15 protein-coding genes and 1 other RNA gene are annotated in these 17,098 nt (G+C 56.2%); 6 read left to right on the forward strand and 10 right to left on the reverse strand.

The features are described from left to right. Positions 1-58: 58 nt before the first annotated feature. The 4 genes from ERD84_RS08795 to ribA all read left to right on the forward strand — a co-directional run bounded on the left by ERD84_RS08795 (position 59) and on the right by ribA (position 4,276). The gene (locus ERD84_RS08795) at positions 59-925 is read left to right on the forward strand and encodes a branched-chain amino acid ABC transporter permease (protein WP_245150655.1); all 867 of its coding nucleotides are present in this window, start codon (positions 59-61) and stop codon (positions 923-925) included. Further along, the gene (locus ERD84_RS08800; protein WP_209019823.1) at positions 922-2,760 is read left to right on the forward strand and encodes a branched-chain amino acid ABC transporter ATP-binding protein/permease; all 1,839 of its coding nucleotides are present in this window, start codon (positions 922-924) and stop codon (positions 2,758-2,760) included. The genes ERD84_RS08795 and ERD84_RS08800 overlap by 4 nt, the downstream gene beginning before the upstream one ends. Further along, a complete protein-coding gene (locus ERD84_RS08805; RefSeq protein ID WP_130039255.1) occupies positions 2,747-3,451 on the forward strand; it encodes an ABC transporter ATP-binding protein in 705 nt (234 codons plus the stop codon). The genes ERD84_RS08800 and ERD84_RS08805 overlap by 14 nt, the downstream gene beginning before the upstream one ends. Before the next feature lie 150 nt (positions 3,452-3,601). Then, on the forward strand, positions 3,602-4,276 hold the full coding sequence (gene ribA, locus ERD84_RS08810) for a GTP cyclohydrolase II (protein WP_245150656.1): 675 nt from the start codon (positions 3,602-3,604) through the stop codon (positions 4,274-4,276). 52 nt (positions 4,277-4,328) lie between these two features. Here the strand turns inward: ribA and dbpA are convergent, their stop codons facing one another. Both dbpA and ERD84_RS08820 read right to left on the reverse strand, forming a co-directional pair. Continuing rightward, positions 4,329-5,720, reverse strand: a complete 1,392-nt coding sequence (gene dbpA / locus ERD84_RS08815; protein ID WP_130039256.1) for an ATP-dependent RNA helicase DbpA — start codon at positions 5,718-5,720, stop codon at positions 4,329-4,331. Between the two features lie 85 nt (positions 5,721-5,805). Further along, positions 5,806-6,456: an FMN-dependent NADH-azoreductase gene (locus ERD84_RS08820; RefSeq protein WP_130039257.1), complete on the reverse strand. Its 651-nt coding sequence runs from the start codon at positions 6,454-6,456 to the stop codon at positions 5,806-5,808. A gap of 243 nt (positions 6,457-6,699) precedes the next feature. Between ERD84_RS08820 and nirK the strand changes: the two genes are divergently transcribed. Continuing rightward, entirely contained in the window at positions 6,700-8,106 is a 1,407-nt protein-coding gene (gene nirK, locus ERD84_RS08825) for a copper-containing nitrite reductase (RefSeq protein WP_209019824.1), read from the forward strand. Positions 8,107-8,259: 153 nt separating this feature from the next. Here nirK and sstT read toward each other — a convergent pair whose 3' ends face one another. Next, positions 8,260-9,492 carry a serine/threonine transporter SstT gene (sstT, locus tag ERD84_RS08830; protein ID WP_130039258.1) on the reverse strand — a complete coding sequence of 411 codons (1,233 nt, stop codon included), beginning with the start codon at positions 9,490-9,492 and terminating at the stop codon, positions 8,260-8,262. Positions 9,493-9,705: 213 nt separating this feature from the next. Between sstT and ssrA the strand changes: the two genes are divergently transcribed. Continuing rightward, positions 9,706-10,071, forward strand: a transfer-messenger RNA (tmRNA) gene (ssrA, locus tag ERD84_RS08835). Positions 10,072-10,107: 36 nt separating this feature from the next. Here ssrA and ERD84_RS08840 read toward each other — a convergent pair. The 7 genes from ERD84_RS08840 to ompA all read right to left on the reverse strand — a co-directional run bounded on the left by ERD84_RS08840 (position 10,108) and on the right by ompA (position 16,737). Further along, positions 10,108-11,130 (reverse strand): XdhC family protein, encoded by a 1,023-nt coding sequence (locus tag ERD84_RS08840; RefSeq protein WP_130039259.1) that lies wholly within the window; start codon positions 11,128-11,130, stop codon positions 10,108-10,110. A 15-nt stretch (positions 11,131-11,145) separates the two neighbouring features. Next, complete coding sequence (locus tag ERD84_RS08845; RefSeq protein WP_130039260.1) at positions 11,146-11,748, reverse strand: nucleotidyltransferase family protein; 603 nt, start codon at positions 11,746-11,748, stop codon at positions 11,146-11,148. 4 nt (positions 11,749-11,752) lie between these two features. Beyond that, on the reverse strand, positions 11,753-14,023 hold the full coding sequence (locus ERD84_RS08850) for a xanthine dehydrogenase family protein molybdopterin-binding subunit (protein ID WP_130039261.1): 2,271 nt from the start codon (positions 14,021-14,023) through the stop codon (positions 11,753-11,755). Beyond that, entirely contained in the window at positions 14,023-14,493 is a 471-nt protein-coding gene (locus ERD84_RS08855; protein ID WP_130039262.1) for a (2Fe-2S)-binding protein, read from the reverse strand. The genes ERD84_RS08850 and ERD84_RS08855 overlap by 1 nt, the downstream gene beginning before the upstream one ends. A gap of 111 nt (positions 14,494-14,604) precedes the next feature. Further along, entirely contained in the window at positions 14,605-15,285 is a 681-nt protein-coding gene (gene gph / locus ERD84_RS08860) for a phosphoglycolate phosphatase (protein ID WP_130039263.1), read from the reverse strand. Positions 15,286-15,342: 57 nt separating this feature from the next. After that, on the reverse strand, positions 15,343-16,077 hold the full coding sequence (gene ubiG / locus ERD84_RS08865; RefSeq protein ID WP_130039264.1) for a bifunctional 2-polyprenyl-6-hydroxyphenol methylase/3-demethylubiquinol 3-O-methyltransferase UbiG: 735 nt from the start codon (positions 16,075-16,077) through the stop codon (positions 15,343-15,345). A gap of 81 nt (positions 16,078-16,158) precedes the next feature. Beyond that, positions 16,159-16,737: an outer membrane protein OmpA gene (gene ompA / locus ERD84_RS08870; protein WP_130039265.1), complete on the reverse strand. Its 579-nt coding sequence runs from the start codon at positions 16,735-16,737 to the stop codon at positions 16,159-16,161. Positions 16,738-17,098 lie beyond the last annotated feature (361 nt).

Here is a 17,098-nt window from a genome sequence, read left to right on the forward strand (position 1 = left end):
CGCTTGTCCAGATCATTCCGGGTGCGCTACATGTAAAGGAGGAACTTGAATGCCGAGCATGTCGTTGTTCTTATCACAGCTATTCAACGGACTGGCAACCGGTCTGTTGCTGGCACTTATCAGTACGGGTTTGACGATTATCTACGGCACGCTCGGGGTTGTTAACTTTGCGCATGGCGCCTTGTTTGTGGTGGGGGCGTATGCCGGCTTCACTGCATACGGACTGACAGAGTCCTTTGTTGTCGCCATTGCCGCTGGCTCCTTGGTGGCCTTGGTGGTCGGGCTCATCATCGAGCGCGGTCTCATGCGTCAATACTATGGCCGTCCACCCGAAGACCAGATATTGGTCACTTTCGGTATAGGGATCATATTGGTCGAGCTGGTCCGGTCCATTTATGGTGGGATCAGCCTGTCGGTGCCTACCCCGGAGTGGGGGCAGGGCATTGCACACATCGGATCGTTGATCTATCCGCTGTATCGCCTGCAGGCGCTGGGCATTGCCGTAGCCACGCTGGGGGTGCTGTATTACGTGCTGTACCGCACCAGCCTGGGCCTTATCGTGCGGGCAGGTATCGAAGATGCCCAGATGGTCAATGCATTGGGCATCAACGTCAAACGCACCTTTTTACTCGTGTTTGGTATTGGCGCCATGGCGGCTGGCTATGCGGGTGTCATCGACTCTCCCATTGTCACGCTGTCGCCCGATATGGGGCATCGAGTACTGGTTGACTCATTCGTTGTGGTGGTCATCGGTGGTGTTGGCTCCTTTCCGGGTGCAATTGTTGGCGGCATTATTGCGGGCCAAATTCTAAGTCTTACTTCTATGTTCAGTCCTGCATACTCGCATGTGATGCTGTTTGTCGTGATGGCACTGGTCCTTATTTTCCGGCCGCAGGGTCTGATGGGACAGGAGGGTCGCGAATGAGCACGCATCAACACTCAGGCGCATTCCTGCGTCACCGCGTTCCAGAAATGATAGTGGGCCTGTGCCTGCTTGCTGCGCCGTTTATCCTGCCGCATTTGGGCATGAGTGCAGACTTGCTGACCCGCATTCTTATCTGGGGCTTGTTTGGTCTGGGGTTTGACCTTCTGTTTGGCTATACGGGTTTGCTGTCGTTCGGTCAGTCAGCTTTTTATGGAACCGGGGGCTTTGTGGCTGCCTACCTGCTGACAGCGGGTATCGTGCCTCATATGCTGTTTGCCTTGCTTTGCGGTGTGGTGGTTGCCGCGCTCGCCGGCCTGGCCATTGGTTACCTGACCTTGCGTCGCACGGGCATCTATTTCGCAATGAGCACACTGGCTTTTGGCGAGATGTTCTACTTTCTTGAAAACTCCTTGTTCAAGGAGTACACCGGAGGTGAAAACGGCATTGCGGGTGTACCGCCACCAGAAATATCGCTTGGTTTCACGACCATCAATATTTCCAGTGGCTGGCCCATGTACTGGTTTGTAGCCGCGTTCTTCTTTGTCGGCTATCTGATCGCCCGTCGCATTGTACGTTCGCCGTTTGGTGCAGTGCTCAAGGCCATACGGGGCAACCCCAAGCGGGCCATGGCGCTGGGGCATTCCATACAGGGTTACAAGCTGACCGTGTTTGTGATTGCTGCCGCCTATGGCGGTCTGGCCGGCGGCCTGCTTGGTGTGTTCCAGTCGTATATGCCGCCAGATGCCTTTGCGCTCGACACTTCCGCGCAGTTGGTCATCCAGACAGTCATGGGCGGAGCAGGTACTTTGCTGGGCCCATTGCTGGGTGCGACCATCTGGCTGTATCTGTATGAAGGTCTGCAGCAGGTGGCCAATATTGGTGCCTATTGGAAACTGATACTGGGCATTGTGTTCGTGGTGTTGGTCACTGTGTTCCGTCATGGTGTGGCAGGTGGTGTGCTTGACTTCATGCAGCGCCGCCGCAAAACCACCAAAGTGGTCGATGACGAAGCTGACAGCGTGTCTATGGCTCCACTGAGCATTGTGCCGCCCATCGCTAACCGACCTGGTGCGCCAGTGCTCGAAGCACGTGGCATCACCAAGCAGTACGGCGGCCTGATGGCAGTCAGTGATGTGGATTTCTCATTGTCCGAAGGTGAGATGCGTGGTGTGATCGGGCCTAACGGCGCGGGCAAATCCACCTTCTTTGCCATGCTGGCCGGCGAGCTGCCCACCACCAAGGGTCAAGTGTTTTTCCGAGGTCAGGAAATCACCGGCATCGGCGTCACTGCAGTTTGCCAGTTGGGCATGAGCAAAAGCTACCAGATCAATCAGCTTTTCGAGGCCTTGACCGTCCGGCAAAATGCCGCCATACCTGTGCTGGCGCGTAGCCGGGGCAAGTTCCGCACCGATATGTTGCGCAGCCTGCATCGCTCGGAGGGGCTGGATGAGCAGGTCAATGCCGCCATAGAGCTGGTTGGCCTCAGGCACCAGGCCGATACTCTGGTGTCCGAGCTGTCGTATGGTGAAAAACGTCGCCTGGAAATCGGGTTGGCGCTGGCCACTGGCGCAAACGTGTTGCTGTTCGACGAACCTCTTGCAGGTTTGGGGCCAGAAGAACGTGTGCACGTCGTTGCGCTGCTTAAATCAATACGCAAAGGCCGCAGCATGGTGATTGTCGAACACGACATGGATGCCATGTTTGAACTGGCTGAGCGCATTACCGTACTTTATGAAGGCCGTAAGCTGGCGGAAGGCACTCCGGATGAAATCCGGTCGAGTCCGGCAGTCCAGGCAGCATATCTCGGAGGGATGGACGAGCATGAGTCTGCTTGAGGTCGATAAAATCAATAGCTACTATGGGGATTCCCATATCCTGTTCGACGTGTCGATGCGCGTGGAAGAGAACGAAGTGGTGGCTTTGCTGGGGCGAAATGGCGCCGGCAAGAGCACTACACTCAAGTCCCTGATGGGGATGGTGCAAACCAAAAGTGGCACTATCCGTCATAACGGCACTGAGGTTCAGCATCTTCCTCCGTATCAGTTGGCCAGGCGTGGCATACAGCTTGTTCCCGAAGAGCGGCGCGTCTTCGGGTCAATTACCGTGCAGGAAAACCTGCAGCTGGCGGCGATGTCTGCAGAGCGGGCGCGTTCGCTGGATGAAATCTACGAAACGTTTCCACGTTTGGCCGAGCGCCGGCGCAATCGTGGAAAGCAGTTGTCGGGAGGAGAACAGCAAATGCTGGCGATTGCGCGAGCCATGATACGCAATGCCAATATCATCATGCTGGATGAACCTTTCGAAGGTCTGGCGCCCTTGATCGTGCGCGACCTTATCGAAGTATGCCGTCGGCTTGCCGAAGCCGGCAATACTATTGTCATTGTTGAACAAAACGTGCGGGCAGCCCTTTCGCTGGCTGATCGTTGTTACCTGATCAATAACGGGCATATGGTTTTTGAAGGCACTCCGACGCAACTCCAGGAGGACAACAGCGTCATCGAGAAATACCTGGGTGTAAAGGTATAAGGGCGTTTTTTTCCTTCCATAGAAAAGGGCAGCTCTTGAGGCTGCCCTTTTCATTCTTTACCGAAGTATTATATTGGCTTGCAGCGTTGTTGCGCATGCAGGGGCTGTCGTACGCTGGCCTTCGCTTTTTTGTATCTCGAGGTTTTCTTTATGCCGCTTACCCCAGGCGCTGATTCGGCCGAGCCCGAAAACGATGTCGTTGGCAGCGCCGACGCCCGCCCTGTGAATTATCAGCTGGATTACATTGCATCCAGCAAACTACCGACACCGTGGGCGGAGTTTTCCATTCATATCTTTGTAGATCCCGCCACCAGCAAAGAGCATCTTGCACTGACTTTGGGCGATGTAAGCGATGGCAAGCCAGTATTGGCCCGTGTGCACTCCGAATGCCTGACGGGCGATGCGCTGTTCAGTCAGCGCTGCGATTGCGGAGCACAACTCGAAACTGCCTTGCGCGCCATTGCCACCGAGGGGCGTGGCGTCTTGCTGTATTTGCGCCAGGAAGGGCGGGGTATAGGTTTGGTCAATAAAATTCGTGCCTATCAGCTGCAAGACGCAGGCGCCGATACGGTCGAGGCCAACGAACGCCTGGGTTTCCCCGCAGATATGCGTCGCTATGATTTATGTAAACCCATGCTTGCCAAGTTCGGCATATCGGCTTTGCGGCTCATGACGAACAACCCTCGCAAAGTGCGGGCTATGGAAAAAATTGGTGTGCAGGTGTCCGAGCGTATTCCCATACAGGTCAACCGCAACCCTTTTAACGAAAACTACCTGAGCACCAAGGCAACCAAGCTTGGGCATTGGCTGAAAGAACGCTTGTAGCAGCGTTGCCCGGTTTCATGGCTGACGAGCACGCCAGTGCGGGCTGCTTGGTTCAGACTTCAGCCATGAAGCGCATCTTGAATCGCCGACCCTTGATGCTGCCGCTGCTCAGCTTTGCGTAGGCTTGCCTGGCAATACCTCGCTCAAGTGCGACGAAGCTGACGAATTCCAGAATATTGATTTTGCCAATCTGCGCGCCGGCAATACCGGCGTCTTTCGTCAAGGCGCCCAGCAAGTCGCCCGGCCGTAGTTTATCTTTTTTGCCGCCCTGTATGCAGAGGGTGACCATCGGGGCCCGCAGGCGGCCGCCTGGTGCGGGCTTCAGTGATTTCAGGTTGGACCACACAATGGCTTGCCCCTGATATTGTTCAATCTGATTGACCCAGCGCATTTCGTAGCCGGCGCACAGGCTCAGGGCCAGTCCCTTGGCCTCACCACGGCCCGTGCGCCCTATGCGGTGAATGTGCACTTCAGGATCGGGTGTGATCTCTACATTGATGACGGCATCCAGCGCATCGATATCCAGGCCGCGTGCGGCCACATCGGTAGCAACCAGGACGGAACAGCTGCGATTGGAAAATTGAATCAGCACGTCTTCGCGATCGCGCTGCTCGAGGTCGCCATGCAGTGCCAGTGCACTGAAACCACGCGACTCAAGGTAAGCCTCCAGCTCCCTGCATTGCGCCTTGGTATTGCAAAAGGCCAGGGTTGAGTCAGGTCTGAAATGTTCCAGCAGCTGGGCGACCGCACTATGGCGTTTGTCGGCGTCTATTTCATAGAATCGCTGTTCTATCTGGCCGGCATCATGCACTGATTCAACTTTGACTTCTGCGGGTTTGTTCAAAAAGCGCGCACTGGCCTTGCGGATGTCATCGGCGTAGGTGGCTGAAAACAGCAAGGTTTGCCGTATGCCGGGGCAGGCACCAACGACTTTGGCTACATCGTCATAGAAACCCATGTCCAGCATGCGGTCAGCTTCGTCCAGTACCAGCGTGTTCAGGCCCGAGAAATCGACGCTATCGCGCTCGATGTGATCCATCAGGCGGCCTGGCGTACCTACGATGATATGGGCGCCGAACTTCAATGATTCGATCTGTGGCCGGATAGGCGTGCCCCCGCACAGTGTCAGAACCTTGATATTGCCAATGGCGCGGGCGAGCCGACGCAGTTCATTGGCGACTTGCTCACTGAGTTCGCGGGTAGGGCAAAGCACCAGTGCCTGGATGCGATAGGCTGTTGCGTCGAGTTTATGAACAATGCCCAGCCCGAACGCAGCGGTTTTGCCACTGCCGGTCTTGGCCTGGGCGATCAAGTCTTGGCCGGCCAGTATCAGCGGCAGGCTTTGCGCCTGTATGGGCGTCATCGCCTGATAATCCAGTGTTCCCAGATTATCGAGTATGGCAGGAGAGAGAGGCAGGCTGGAGAAGGAAAGAGGGGTGGTCACGGTTGGGCGCTTTAGAGCTCTATGGTGTCCGCCCGGGATTGGACGGACACCAGAACATAGGCCCGATTGTACTGCCTGTCGTTAATCAGGCTGCGGCTTCAGCCGTTTGCGGATCGAAGGTTTGGTTAGCCAGCACCTTGATGCATCGGTCGGCGGTTTCCAGAGCTTGTGCACGATTCTCTGCGCCCATGTCAGTGCCTTCAGCACGTACGACGCGTACATCGGTAATGCCAAAGAAGCCAAAGACCGTTTTCAGGTAGGTTTCCTGGTGCTCCATGGCGCGGCCGGCTTCGCTATTGGAATAGATGCCGCCGCGGCTGAGCGCTGCAATTACCGTCTTGCCTGCGGCCAGTCCCACTACCCCGGACTCTGTGTACTTGAAGGTACGGCCGGCCTGAGCCAGACGGTCGATCCAGGCTTTCAGCTGCGTTGGAATGGAGAAGTTGTACAAGGGGGCGCCCACTACAATCACGTCCGCCGCCAGAAATTGCGACACCAAAGCCTCGGAAAGAGCGTTTTCGCTGCGCTGAGCGTCGGTCAGTGTTTCGCTGGATGGAGGCAGGCGAAAGCCCATGGCGTCTTGCGAAAAGTGGCTGGGCGTGTTGACTGCCAGGTCCAGATATTCGACTTGTGTGTCGGGAGCGTCAGCCAGCCACTGTGCGACGACGTCCTTGGTAAGTTGGCGGGAAACGGAATTGGCGCCGTTGATGCTTGAGTCTACGTGCAGCAGTTTCATGAGTTCTCCAGATGTTCGGTTTACGTCAAAATATTTAAAAGAAGCAATGGATTCATTATGAATTAGCAGCATTTGTTTGATAAGATGCAAAAAACGCAATTAATTGTTCCATTTTTATAAGTAATCTCCAGGGCGGTCGCTGTGTACGTCATTGCCTTGACTTACATCAAAACCAATATGGCTGCTTCAAGTACAGTGGAGTCTGGATTGCACTAAGTCGCGAACTTTCAGGGGAAATCAATAATGCGAATATTGCTTATGTTGTGTGCCTTCGTGGCATCGTTGGGGTTTGTTGCCCCCTCATTTGCGGCCCACGATGGCGATGCGCCGCACGGCACGGTTAGTTTTACACCGGACGTCACCTTTACCCTGCGTACCAGCATCGCAGACGGCAAGCTGGTGTTTATTGGCGATGCGGGGGCTATTAACGGTCAGGTCAACCCTGACCTGCAGGTGCCGGAAAATGCTGTGGTGCAAATTAACGTGATCAACGGCGACGGCGCCATTCACGATATTGCGGTACCTCAGTTTGGCGCCAAGTCCGACCACATCACCGGGAAAGGCGCTGCCACGGCTATTGTGTTCCGTGCCAACGCGAACGGCACATTCGAATACCTGTGCACACTACCCGGGCACAAGGCAGCCGGCATGTTTGGCAAGCTGATAGTGGGTGAACCGCAAGAACAGGCTGAGAGCAGCGCTCTGGATATTGCCAAGAACCCCACCGAGGTTGGCGTACCTGTTGGCAAGCGCGGCCCCGAGCACATCACCGTTGATCTTGAAACCACTGAAGTGGTAGGTAAACTGGCCGACGGCAGCACCTATAAATACTGGACCTTCAATAACACGGTACCGGGCCCGTTCATCCGCGTTCGTGTGGGCGATACCGTAACCATCAACCTGGCCAACGCTTCGGATGCCTCGCACATCCACTCGATTGACTTGCATGCTGTAACGGGTCCTGGCGGTGGTGCTGACGTAACCCAGGCGGCACCAGGTCAGGCCAAGAGTTTTACCTTCACGGCCAAGCATCCGGGGCTGTTTGTATATCACTGCGCAACGCCCATGGTGGCTCAGCATATTACCAACGGCATGTACGGCATGATTCTGGTCGAACCCGAAGGTGGCCTGTCGGCAGTCGATCGTGAGTTCTATGTGATGCAAGGCGAGCTCTACACCGCTGAAAAGCACGGCGCATTGGGGCATCAAGAGTTTTCGCTCGAAAAACTGCTCGACGAAAACCCCGAGCACCTGATGTTCAATGGCACCATGGATGCCCTGAGCAAACAGTACAAGCTCGAGGCTAAAGTGGGCGAAACCGTGCGTATTTTCTTCGGCGTCGGCGGACCCAACCTGACGTCCAGCTTCCACGTCATCGGCGAAGTCTTCGACAAGGTCTATAGCCAGGCTTCCCTGACCAGCCCTCCGCTGACCGATGTGCAGACCACCTCGGTTGCCCCGGGCGGCGCTACCATGGTCGAGTTCAAAGTAGACTATCCGGGCCATTACGTTCTGGTTGACCATGCCTTGTCTCGTGTGGAAAAGGGCCTGTCTGGTGTGCTGACCGTAACCGGACCCGAAGACCAGAAGATCTTCCACTCCCACGAGCCGGGTGCAGCAGCGGCAGCAACCCATAAGGCTCACCATTAACGTGGGTAGCTAAGCACTCCACGCTCCGGCAGTTTGCCGGAGTTCTGGCAAAAAATCGGGGCCTGGCAATATTTGCCAGGCCCCGATTTTTCTATGGTGTGCCTCTGTCAGGCTACACCTCGCAGTAACAAGCCAGGACTTGACTGTGTTGGCTTATGCCTCTTGTGCCGTATGTCCATAAGAACCCGCTGCGGTAAACAAGACGTCGGTGGAAGAGTTCAAGGCGGTTTCCGTAGAGTCTTGCAACACACCAATAATGAAGCCCACGCCAACTACCTGCATGGCCACATCATTTGAAATACCGAACAAGCTGCATGCCAGGGGAATCAGCAGCAAGGAACCACCGGCAACACCCGATGCACCGCAAGCGCAAATCGCAGCAACCACGCTGAGCAGCAGTGCTGTAAATAAGTCTACCTCTATGCCCAATGTATTGACGGCTGCCAGTGTCAGTACCGTAATAGTCACTGCTGCGCCCGCCATATTGATGGTGGCACCCAGCGGTATGGAGATGGAGTAGGTGTCTTCAGGTAGACCCAGGCGCTTGCATAGCTGCATGTTGACGGGAATATTAGCTGCCGAGCTGCGTGTGAAGAAAGCGGTAATGCCACTTTCCCGCAAGCAAGTAAAAACCAGCGGATAAGGATTGCGGCGGATCTTGGCGAAGACAATCAGTGGATTCATCACCAATGCCACAAACACCATGCATCCGAGCAGCACGGCTAGCAAATGTGCATAGCTCCACAAAGCATCCAGACCAGCTTCTGCGACGGTAGCCGCCACCAGTCCAAAAATCCCCAGAGGTGCGAGACGTATCACAGCCTTGACAATAAATGACAGCACCATGGACAGATCAGCCACCACATTCTTGGTAGTGCCGTGTGCCTGTCGCAGGGCAAAGCCAGTAGCAATAGCCCAAGCAAGAATGCCAATGTAATTGGCGTTGGCCAAGGCATTGATTGGATTGTCGACCACGCTCATGAGCAGGTTGGATAAGACCTCGGCAATACCGCCAGGGGCGTCAAGCACTTGTGCGTCAAGTTTCAGCTGTATGGTCAGTGGAAACAAGAAGCTGGCTGTCACAGCCACCAGAGCGGCGGCAAATGTACCTACCAAATACAAGGACAAAATGGAGCCCATATTGGTTTGCTGGCCCTGCTTATGGTTGGCAATGGCCGCCGCCACCAGGACGAAAACCAGAACCGGTGCAACCGCCTTCAGTGCGTTGACGAACAAACTGCCTAGTAGTGAAACCCAGGCAGCCGCCGCCGGAGAAATGAGCGCGAGAACAATGCCGGCGACAAGACCGATTAATATTTGCACGACCAGGCTGCCATTGCTGACGAATTGCAGTAGCGGGTTTTGTCTGTTTGCTGCACGAGGCATGATGGACTCCAAGGCTAAGCCTACTGGCTTGTAAAGAAAAATGAGCTCCACCGCATTGCGCCTGATGAGCGCGGCGCATTTTATGTGCGAGACTGTGCCGAGCACTCGTGCGTCTTGATTTTTATGACAAAAAGCTATAAAGCCTGCCGGAGGGGAATTCTACCACTTCGAAAAATGGTTTAAAAACGGCCAGTGAGTTACAATGTGCGTAATGGGGTCGATCCGGCTTCGACGTGGGTCGCGAAACAGAGCAGGGCATGTCGAGCACCAGTAAGCTCGTAAATCCACTGGAACACTATAAACGCCAACGACGAGCGTTTCGCTTTAGCCGCTTAATGCGGTAAGCCGCTGCACTAATTTGTCTTTGGGTTAGGTAGGGTCAAACCTACAGCAGCGTCATTTACAAAGAATCGGATCTTGCTGGGTCACTCAGCATGCTCTTAAATTGATGTGAATCGCCAAGGAAGGGCCTGTCGGTTGGCACGCTCCAAGGTTAAAACTTAAAGTGAACCGAATAAACATGTAGAACTGCCTGCAGAGGGCTTGCGGACGGGGGTTCAATTCCCCCCGACTCCACCAAGACACAGTAGTAAAAACCCTCCAAAACCCGCATATTTAAACGATATGCGGGTTTTTTTCTTGGTCCTGCTTGGCCTGAGCAACAGATATATCCCGGGGTAGATGTACGCCGTTCTTGACCGCAAGGACTTCCGCCATCACGCTTACTGCGATTTCGGCGGGTGTCTTGCTGCCGATGTAGATACCTACGGGGCCACGAAGGCGTTCCAGAGATGCTTCTGTCTCGTCAAAGTGTTCTATCATCCGGGCCCGTCGACTCTCGGTATTGCGCCGTGAACCGATGGCGCCCACATAGAAGGCGGGACTGTGCAGTGCCTCCAGCAGTGCCAAGTCATCGAGTTTCGGATCATGGCTTAGTGCTATGACGCAACTGCGTTGATCGGGGCGAAAGGCGAGGACTGCATCGTCGGGCATTTCGACGATTTTCTGCACACCAGGCAAGGTCCAGGCATCCATGTACTCAACTCGTGGGTCGCAGACGCTGACGGTGAATCCGTTGAATAGTGCCATAGTGGACAAGTATTCAGTGAGCATACCCGCCCCAATCAGCAGCATGCGGTATTCCGGGCCTAGGGTAGTGCTCATGTAATGACCGTCAAACTGCAGTGGTGCCGGTTCGCTGGCATGTTCGATGGTGACATGGCCATTAGAGCAATCAATGGTACGGCGCATGAGCTCGCCGGCCTCCAGCTGTTGTACTAGTTGGTCCAATGGCTCCTGCTGGGGGGTGAATTCCAGCAGGAGCTCCAGGGTGCCACCGCAGGGAAGACCGAATTGATGGGCCTCGTCGGCGCTCACGCCATAGCGTACGATTTGTGGCGGCCCATTAGGAATACCTTGTGTTTCGTGAGCGCGCGTATAACGGGAGATCAGATCGTCCTCGATACAGCCGCCAGAGACCGAGCCGATGGCACGTCCATCCTCGCGCAGGGCCATCATGGCGCCTATCGGTCTTGGCGATGATCCCCAGGTTTTGATGACGGTCGCCAGCAGTGCCTTATGGCCGTCGGTGCGCCAGTCTCGCAAGGTGCGTAGGACACTGACATCAATGCTTTCCATAAATTTTTCCTTAACCTAGCCAGGATGAGGGGTGGAGAGCTGTGTGGACAGCAGCATTTCGGCGTGTGCCAGGTTCTCCAGCGTATCAATATCGGTGGTGATTCCTGGGTCGTTCAGATGCAGCCCTTGCATGGCACCCGCCTGTTGGTACGTGCGCACGATCGAGGCCGCACCGGTGTCGCCGTGAAGTGAGGTCAGTGCCTTGAAGCATTCTGCGCGAAAGCCAACAGGATGGCCGCGTTGTCCGTTCCAGAATGGGGTTACCACTGGTTGGGTTGCTAATCCCCATGCCACCTGCAGCAGGGTTTGCGCATCGACCAGCGGCAAGTCGCCGGGCAGAATAAGCCATCCCCAGGCATTCGCTGTGGCTTGTACACCTTTAGCAATGGAATCTCCGATGCCAGATGAGTTGGCGCTGCTCGCGGGATCGGGGCGCACGACATGGCAAGCTAGCCCTGAGGCGGTGACTGTGTGTAGCACGCGTTCCAGTACGGTTGTACCGCCAAGCAGGGCATCCAGCTTATGCACGGTGCCGCCAGATTGCCGAAACCGACTGCCGCGGCCTGCCGCCAATACGATGACGATAGGTTGTCGAGCTTGCTTGCCCGTGCCCACCATAGCCTTACAGACTTACCGGCAAGCTGCGCACACGCTTACCTGTTGCCGCAAAGATGGCATTGCATAGGGCCGGAGCGACGGGGGGTACGGGTGGTTCGCCTACACCACCGGGCGGTACGGCGTGGTTGTCGTTGACCAGATGGGTACGGATAGTGTGCGGGGAAGCGGCGTGACGCAGTACTTCGTAGTCATGGAAGTTGCTTTGTTGTACGCGGCCGTCCTTGAAGCTGATTTCCCCCGATAGTGCCAGACTGAGTCCCATAATGGCGCCGCCCTGCATTTGTGCGCGTATGCGCTCGGGATTGACCTGAGGCCCGCAATCTATAGCCATGTCTACGGCCACTACTTGCAGGTCGCCGCTGTCATCCACCGCCACTTCGACAACGGTGGCCGTGTAGCTCATGAAGCTGTAGCAAAACGCCAGTCCTAAGCCATGACCCTTGGGCATGGTTCTGCCCCAGCCCGCGCCGCGCGTTGCCGCTTCGATCACGTCGCGCAGGCGGCCGGTATCGTAGGGGTAACGTTCGGGCGATTCGTCGTAGTTCCAGGTGTCGGAAAGCGTGCCAGGGTTGATCTTTCGGGCTGGACCTATCAGATCCAGTGCGAATTGCTTGTGATCCTGCCCCGCCCGGTGCGCCAATTCGGCAATGAAGCTTTGTGCGGCAAAAGCGTGAGGAATGTTGTATACCGAGCGGAACCAGCCTATGCGGGCATACGCCGGCACTTCAGCGGTTTCTACACGCACATGGGGAATCTGATAGGGCATGTTGATGGCCGACATGGCAGCCTCAAATGACTGCAGGCCTTTGGCACCTTCGGTGAACAAGGAAGCGATCGTGGGAGCGGCGCTACGATGCAGCCACGTTTCAGGCTGCCCATTCTTGCCGACAACCGCTTCCAGCCGTTCAACGGCGACAGCGTGCAGGTAGTCGTGATGAATGTCATCTTCACGCGTCCACACCAGTTTGACTGGTGTCTCTGGCATGGTTTGAGCAATGATGGCGGCCTCGTCCACGAAGTCGGGTTTGGACTTGCGGCCAAAGGCGCCACCCAGTAACAGCGCATTCACCGTGACGTTTTCGGGTTTGAACTTGAGGCGCGTGGCAACAGTATTGAGCGCCGCTTGCGGGTCTTGCACCGAGGTCCAGACTTCGCAGTGATCGCCTTTGACGACAACGGTTGCCGTCGGTGGCTCCATGGATGCATGGGCCAGGTGCGGCAGATAGTATTCGGCTGTGTAGCGCTCGGTTTCGGGCGCTTTGGTCCAGACATCGGGCAGGTTGCCGTCGTTGCGCAAGACTTTGCCAGGCGCACGGGCGGCAGCTTCCAGCGTCTTGCGGTAGGCAACCGAGTCATAGCTGGCGTTGGGGCCATCGTCCCAGTCGATTTCCAGGGCGGCACGGCCTTGCATGGCCGACCACGTATTGGAGGCGACTACGGCCACGCCGCCCAGTGCCTGGAAGCCAGGCGCGCCACGGTAAGAGGGGATGTCGACAATTTTCAGTACGCCAGGCACCTGGAGCGCTTTTTCGCTACGCACGCTACGCAGTTTGCCGCCGACGACAGGCGGGCGGGCAACCACTGCATACACCATGCCGGGCAGGCGCATGTCTATGCCATAGGTGGCTTGGCCCTTGCCTATGGCATCCAGGTCTACCAGCCGCACCAGCTCTTTGCCAATGTAGCGGAAATCCGAGGGTGATTTGACCCTGAGGGCCTCACCCTTGGGCACGGGTTGTTTGGCGGCGTCAGCTGCGAGCTCGCCATAGCCCAGGCGTCGGTCGCTGGCTACGTGTACTACTTCGTGTTGTGTGGCGCGTACTTCAGTAACTGGCACCGACCAGCGCGCAGCTGCTGCGGCTTCCAGCATATGACGGGCGGCGGCGCCCACGCGCCGCATGGGCTGCATGAAGTGACGCATGCTGCGTGAGCCATCAACGTTCTGATTGCCGTAGCGAGTTTCATTGGCCTCGGCCTGTACCACGTGCACGCGATCCCAGTTGGCTTCCATTTCGTCGGCAACGACCATCGGCAGGCTGGTGCGTACGCCGGTTCCCATTTCGACGCGGTGCGCCACAATAGTGACAAGGCCATCAGCTGCGATGGAGACAAACACCAGAGGGTCGTCTACCGTACCACCGGGCATGGCGTCGGCGCCATATTTTTTGGCGTCTGCCGCCCAGACCGAACCGTTGGCGCTGACGGCCAGAAATAGAGCGCTCAGGCTGCCTTGCAGAAACGTGCGGCGGCTAGGGTTTTGTGTTTTCGTCAACATTATTTTGCCCCTTTGGCCAGATGACCGGCGGCTTGCTGAATGGCGGCGTGAATGCGTGGGTAAGTGCCGCAGCGGCAAATATTGCCAGTCATGGCGTCGTCGATTTGTTCATCGCTAGGCGAGGGCGTGGTCTTGAGCAGACTGACTGCCGACATGATTTGCCCGGCCTGGCAATAGCCGCACTGGGCGACGTTGTTTTCTATCCAGGCTTGTTGCACAGCTTGACCGACCTGGTCGTCTTCTATGCCCTCGATGGTCGAAATAGCACGCCCGGCCACAGCCGAAATCGGTGTGACGCAAGCCCGTATGGGCTGGCCGTCCATATGTACCGTACAGGCGCCGCATAGCGCCATGCCACAGCCGAACTTGGTACCTGTCATACCCAGCTCATCGCGCAGTACCCACAACAGGGGCATGTCTTGGGGGACGTCTACATCTTTGGTCTGGCCGTTAACTTGAAATTGGGTCATGGCGAAGTCCTGGAATGAGTGAAAAGGCACTGGGCAACAACAGGCTCTTGACGGAAATACTGCTTGAGATGCAGTGACTCCGTCTCAGGCAGTCAGTTGTGACCCAGGGAGTCAGGCTGAACGTTTACTGGCGTTTGTCCACTTTTGGATGGCGGGCCAGAGTTCTTGAGGTGACTGGGCAATGCCATCGGCATCCCAGGCGTGCAGGGCGGTTTCTTGTCCGCAATAGCCATAGGCTGCCACAAGCGTAGCCATACCGGCCGCCTTGCCGGCAATGATGTCGCGTTGATCGTCGCCGATATAGATGCACTGGGTGGGTTCGACGCCTGCCTGCTCGGCTGCATGAAGCAGAGGCGCGGGGTGAGGCTTGGTGTACTCGGTAGTATCGCCGCCCACGGTAATGACGCAATCGGTGTACAGCCCCAAGTGCACCACCAGTGGAATAGCCAGATACTCCATCTTATTGGTGACAATGCCCCAGGCATAATCGTTTTGCTTCAAGGTGGACAACAGCTCGCTGACACCCGGGAAAAGCCGGGTAAGCGTGGTCATGTCTTGCTCATAGTCTTCGAGGAACTGCTGGCGACAGGTTTCGTACTCCGGGTGGTCGGGGTTCATGTCGAGCCCAGCCTTGAGCAGACCCCTGGCGCCCTGTGATGCATACGGCCTGAGCGCTTCGTAGGCTAGCGGCGGCAAACCACGACGCGCGCGTTGTTTGTTGGCTGCGGCAGCCAGATCGGGGGCGGTATCGGCCAGGGTGCCGTCGAAGTCGAACAAAACCAGTTTTTGCATGGGTGAAAGCCTGTAACTATTGAACGAAATGGCGTGAAGGCAGAGCCAGCCTCGAGCTTAGCTCTCGCGTTGCGTAGCCATCAAGTAGTTGACCGAGGTGTCGTGGCTGAGCTTGTAGTGATCGGTAATGGGGTTGTACTCCATACCGGCCAACTTTGTCACGGTCAGGCCAGCCCGCCGCGCCGCGGCAGCCAGTTCACTGGGCTTGATGAAGTTTTCGTAGCTGTGCGTGCCTTTGGGGAGCATGCGCAGGACGTATTCAGCACCAACGATGGCAAACAGGAATGACTTTGGATTGCGGTTCAGCGTGGAAAAAAACACCTGGCCGCCAGGTTTGACCAGGCTTGCGCAAGCTTGCACTATCGAGCCTGGATCGGGTACGTGCTCGAGCATCTCCATGCAGGTCACGATGTCGTACTGGCCGGACTGCCGTGCAGCCATGTCTTCGGCACTGATTTTTTGATAATCGACCGACACACCCGATTCCAGGCCATGCAGCCTGGCTACGGTAAGTGATTGCTGGGCAAGGTCTATGCCGGTGACCTGGGCGCCTGCCTTGGCCATGCTTTCGGCCAGAATGCCACCGCCGCAGCCGACATCGAGTATGGTTTTACCGGCCAGCGAGCCGGCATGGTCGGTAATCCAGCCCAGACGCAGCGGGTTGATGGCGTGCAGTGGCTTGAATTCACTTTCAGGGTCCCACCATCGTGAGGCCAGCGCGGCGAATTTGTCGAGTTCGGCCTGGTCTACATTCTGGCTTTGGGTCGAGTCATTGGTGGCAGTCGTATTCATGGCCTATCCAGAAAAAATAAGGGCCCCGCGAAGCGGAGCCCTTATTGTAGCGTTTAACGCTGCAGGTTTACGCAGGCATGATTACTTGCGTGTACCTACGATTTCGATCTCTACGCGACGGTTTTGTGCGCGACCTTCACGAGTGCTGTTGGATGCAACAGGGCTCGTTTCGCCTTTGCCTTCGGTGTAGATACGATCAGCGGCAACGCCCTTGCTGATCAGATACTCTTTAACCGAGTTGGCACGACGCTCTGACAGGCCTTGGTTGTACGCTTCAGTACCGATGGAGTCGGTATGACCAGTAGCAATCAGGGTCTCGAGGTTGATCGTGGCGGCTTGCGAAGCAACTTGGTCAAGTACTTGACGGCCTTCAGGCTTCAACGTGGATTTGTCGAAGTCGAAGAAGGTGTCTGCATTGAGAACAACCTTGGTGGCGGTAGGAGCCACGACAGGGGCTTCAGCAACTGGTACGCCGTCGCAACCGGGGATGCCGGTAGCTGGTGTCCAGAAGTTGTCACGCCAGCACAATTCATTGGTGCCGTTCATCCAAACGTCGCCAAATGGGTTGCGCCAGTTATCGACAGTTTGCGCAGATACTGCGCCAGCGGCCGTGGAAGCGGCGATGGCGAGTGCTAGTGCGATTTTGGAGGGTTTGTTCATATTTCTCCTCGTTGAGCTTAATGCTGGTAAGTGACCGCAGCGAACCCCCGCCGCATATCAGGAAATCGGAGCCAGTATAGCAACGCTCTGACTAATCAAAGTATTGCGCTGGGTTTGATGCGTGTTAGGGCGAATCTTACGGCATTTCTGTGGGGTTCGTTAAGCTTGAGTGGTGCATATCGGTCAGATATCGGGATTTCTACTCCATCTCCAGCATTATTGTTGGTTTTTTGCAACGAAACGAAGGCTTAAAGTGCTTTATGAAGAGCTGCAGGGAGATTGTGGTTTTAACTGCGGAAGAGATAGTCGGGGAAGTCCTTATAGGGTTCGTTCCGGCCTCTATAGGAGGAAGTGCTAGAAT

Source organism: Pollutimonas harenae (genome assembly GCF_004153685.1).
In the GTDB taxonomy this organism is placed as follows: Bacteria; Pseudomonadota; Gammaproteobacteria; order Burkholderiales; family Burkholderiaceae_B; genus Pusillimonas_C; species Pusillimonas_C harenae.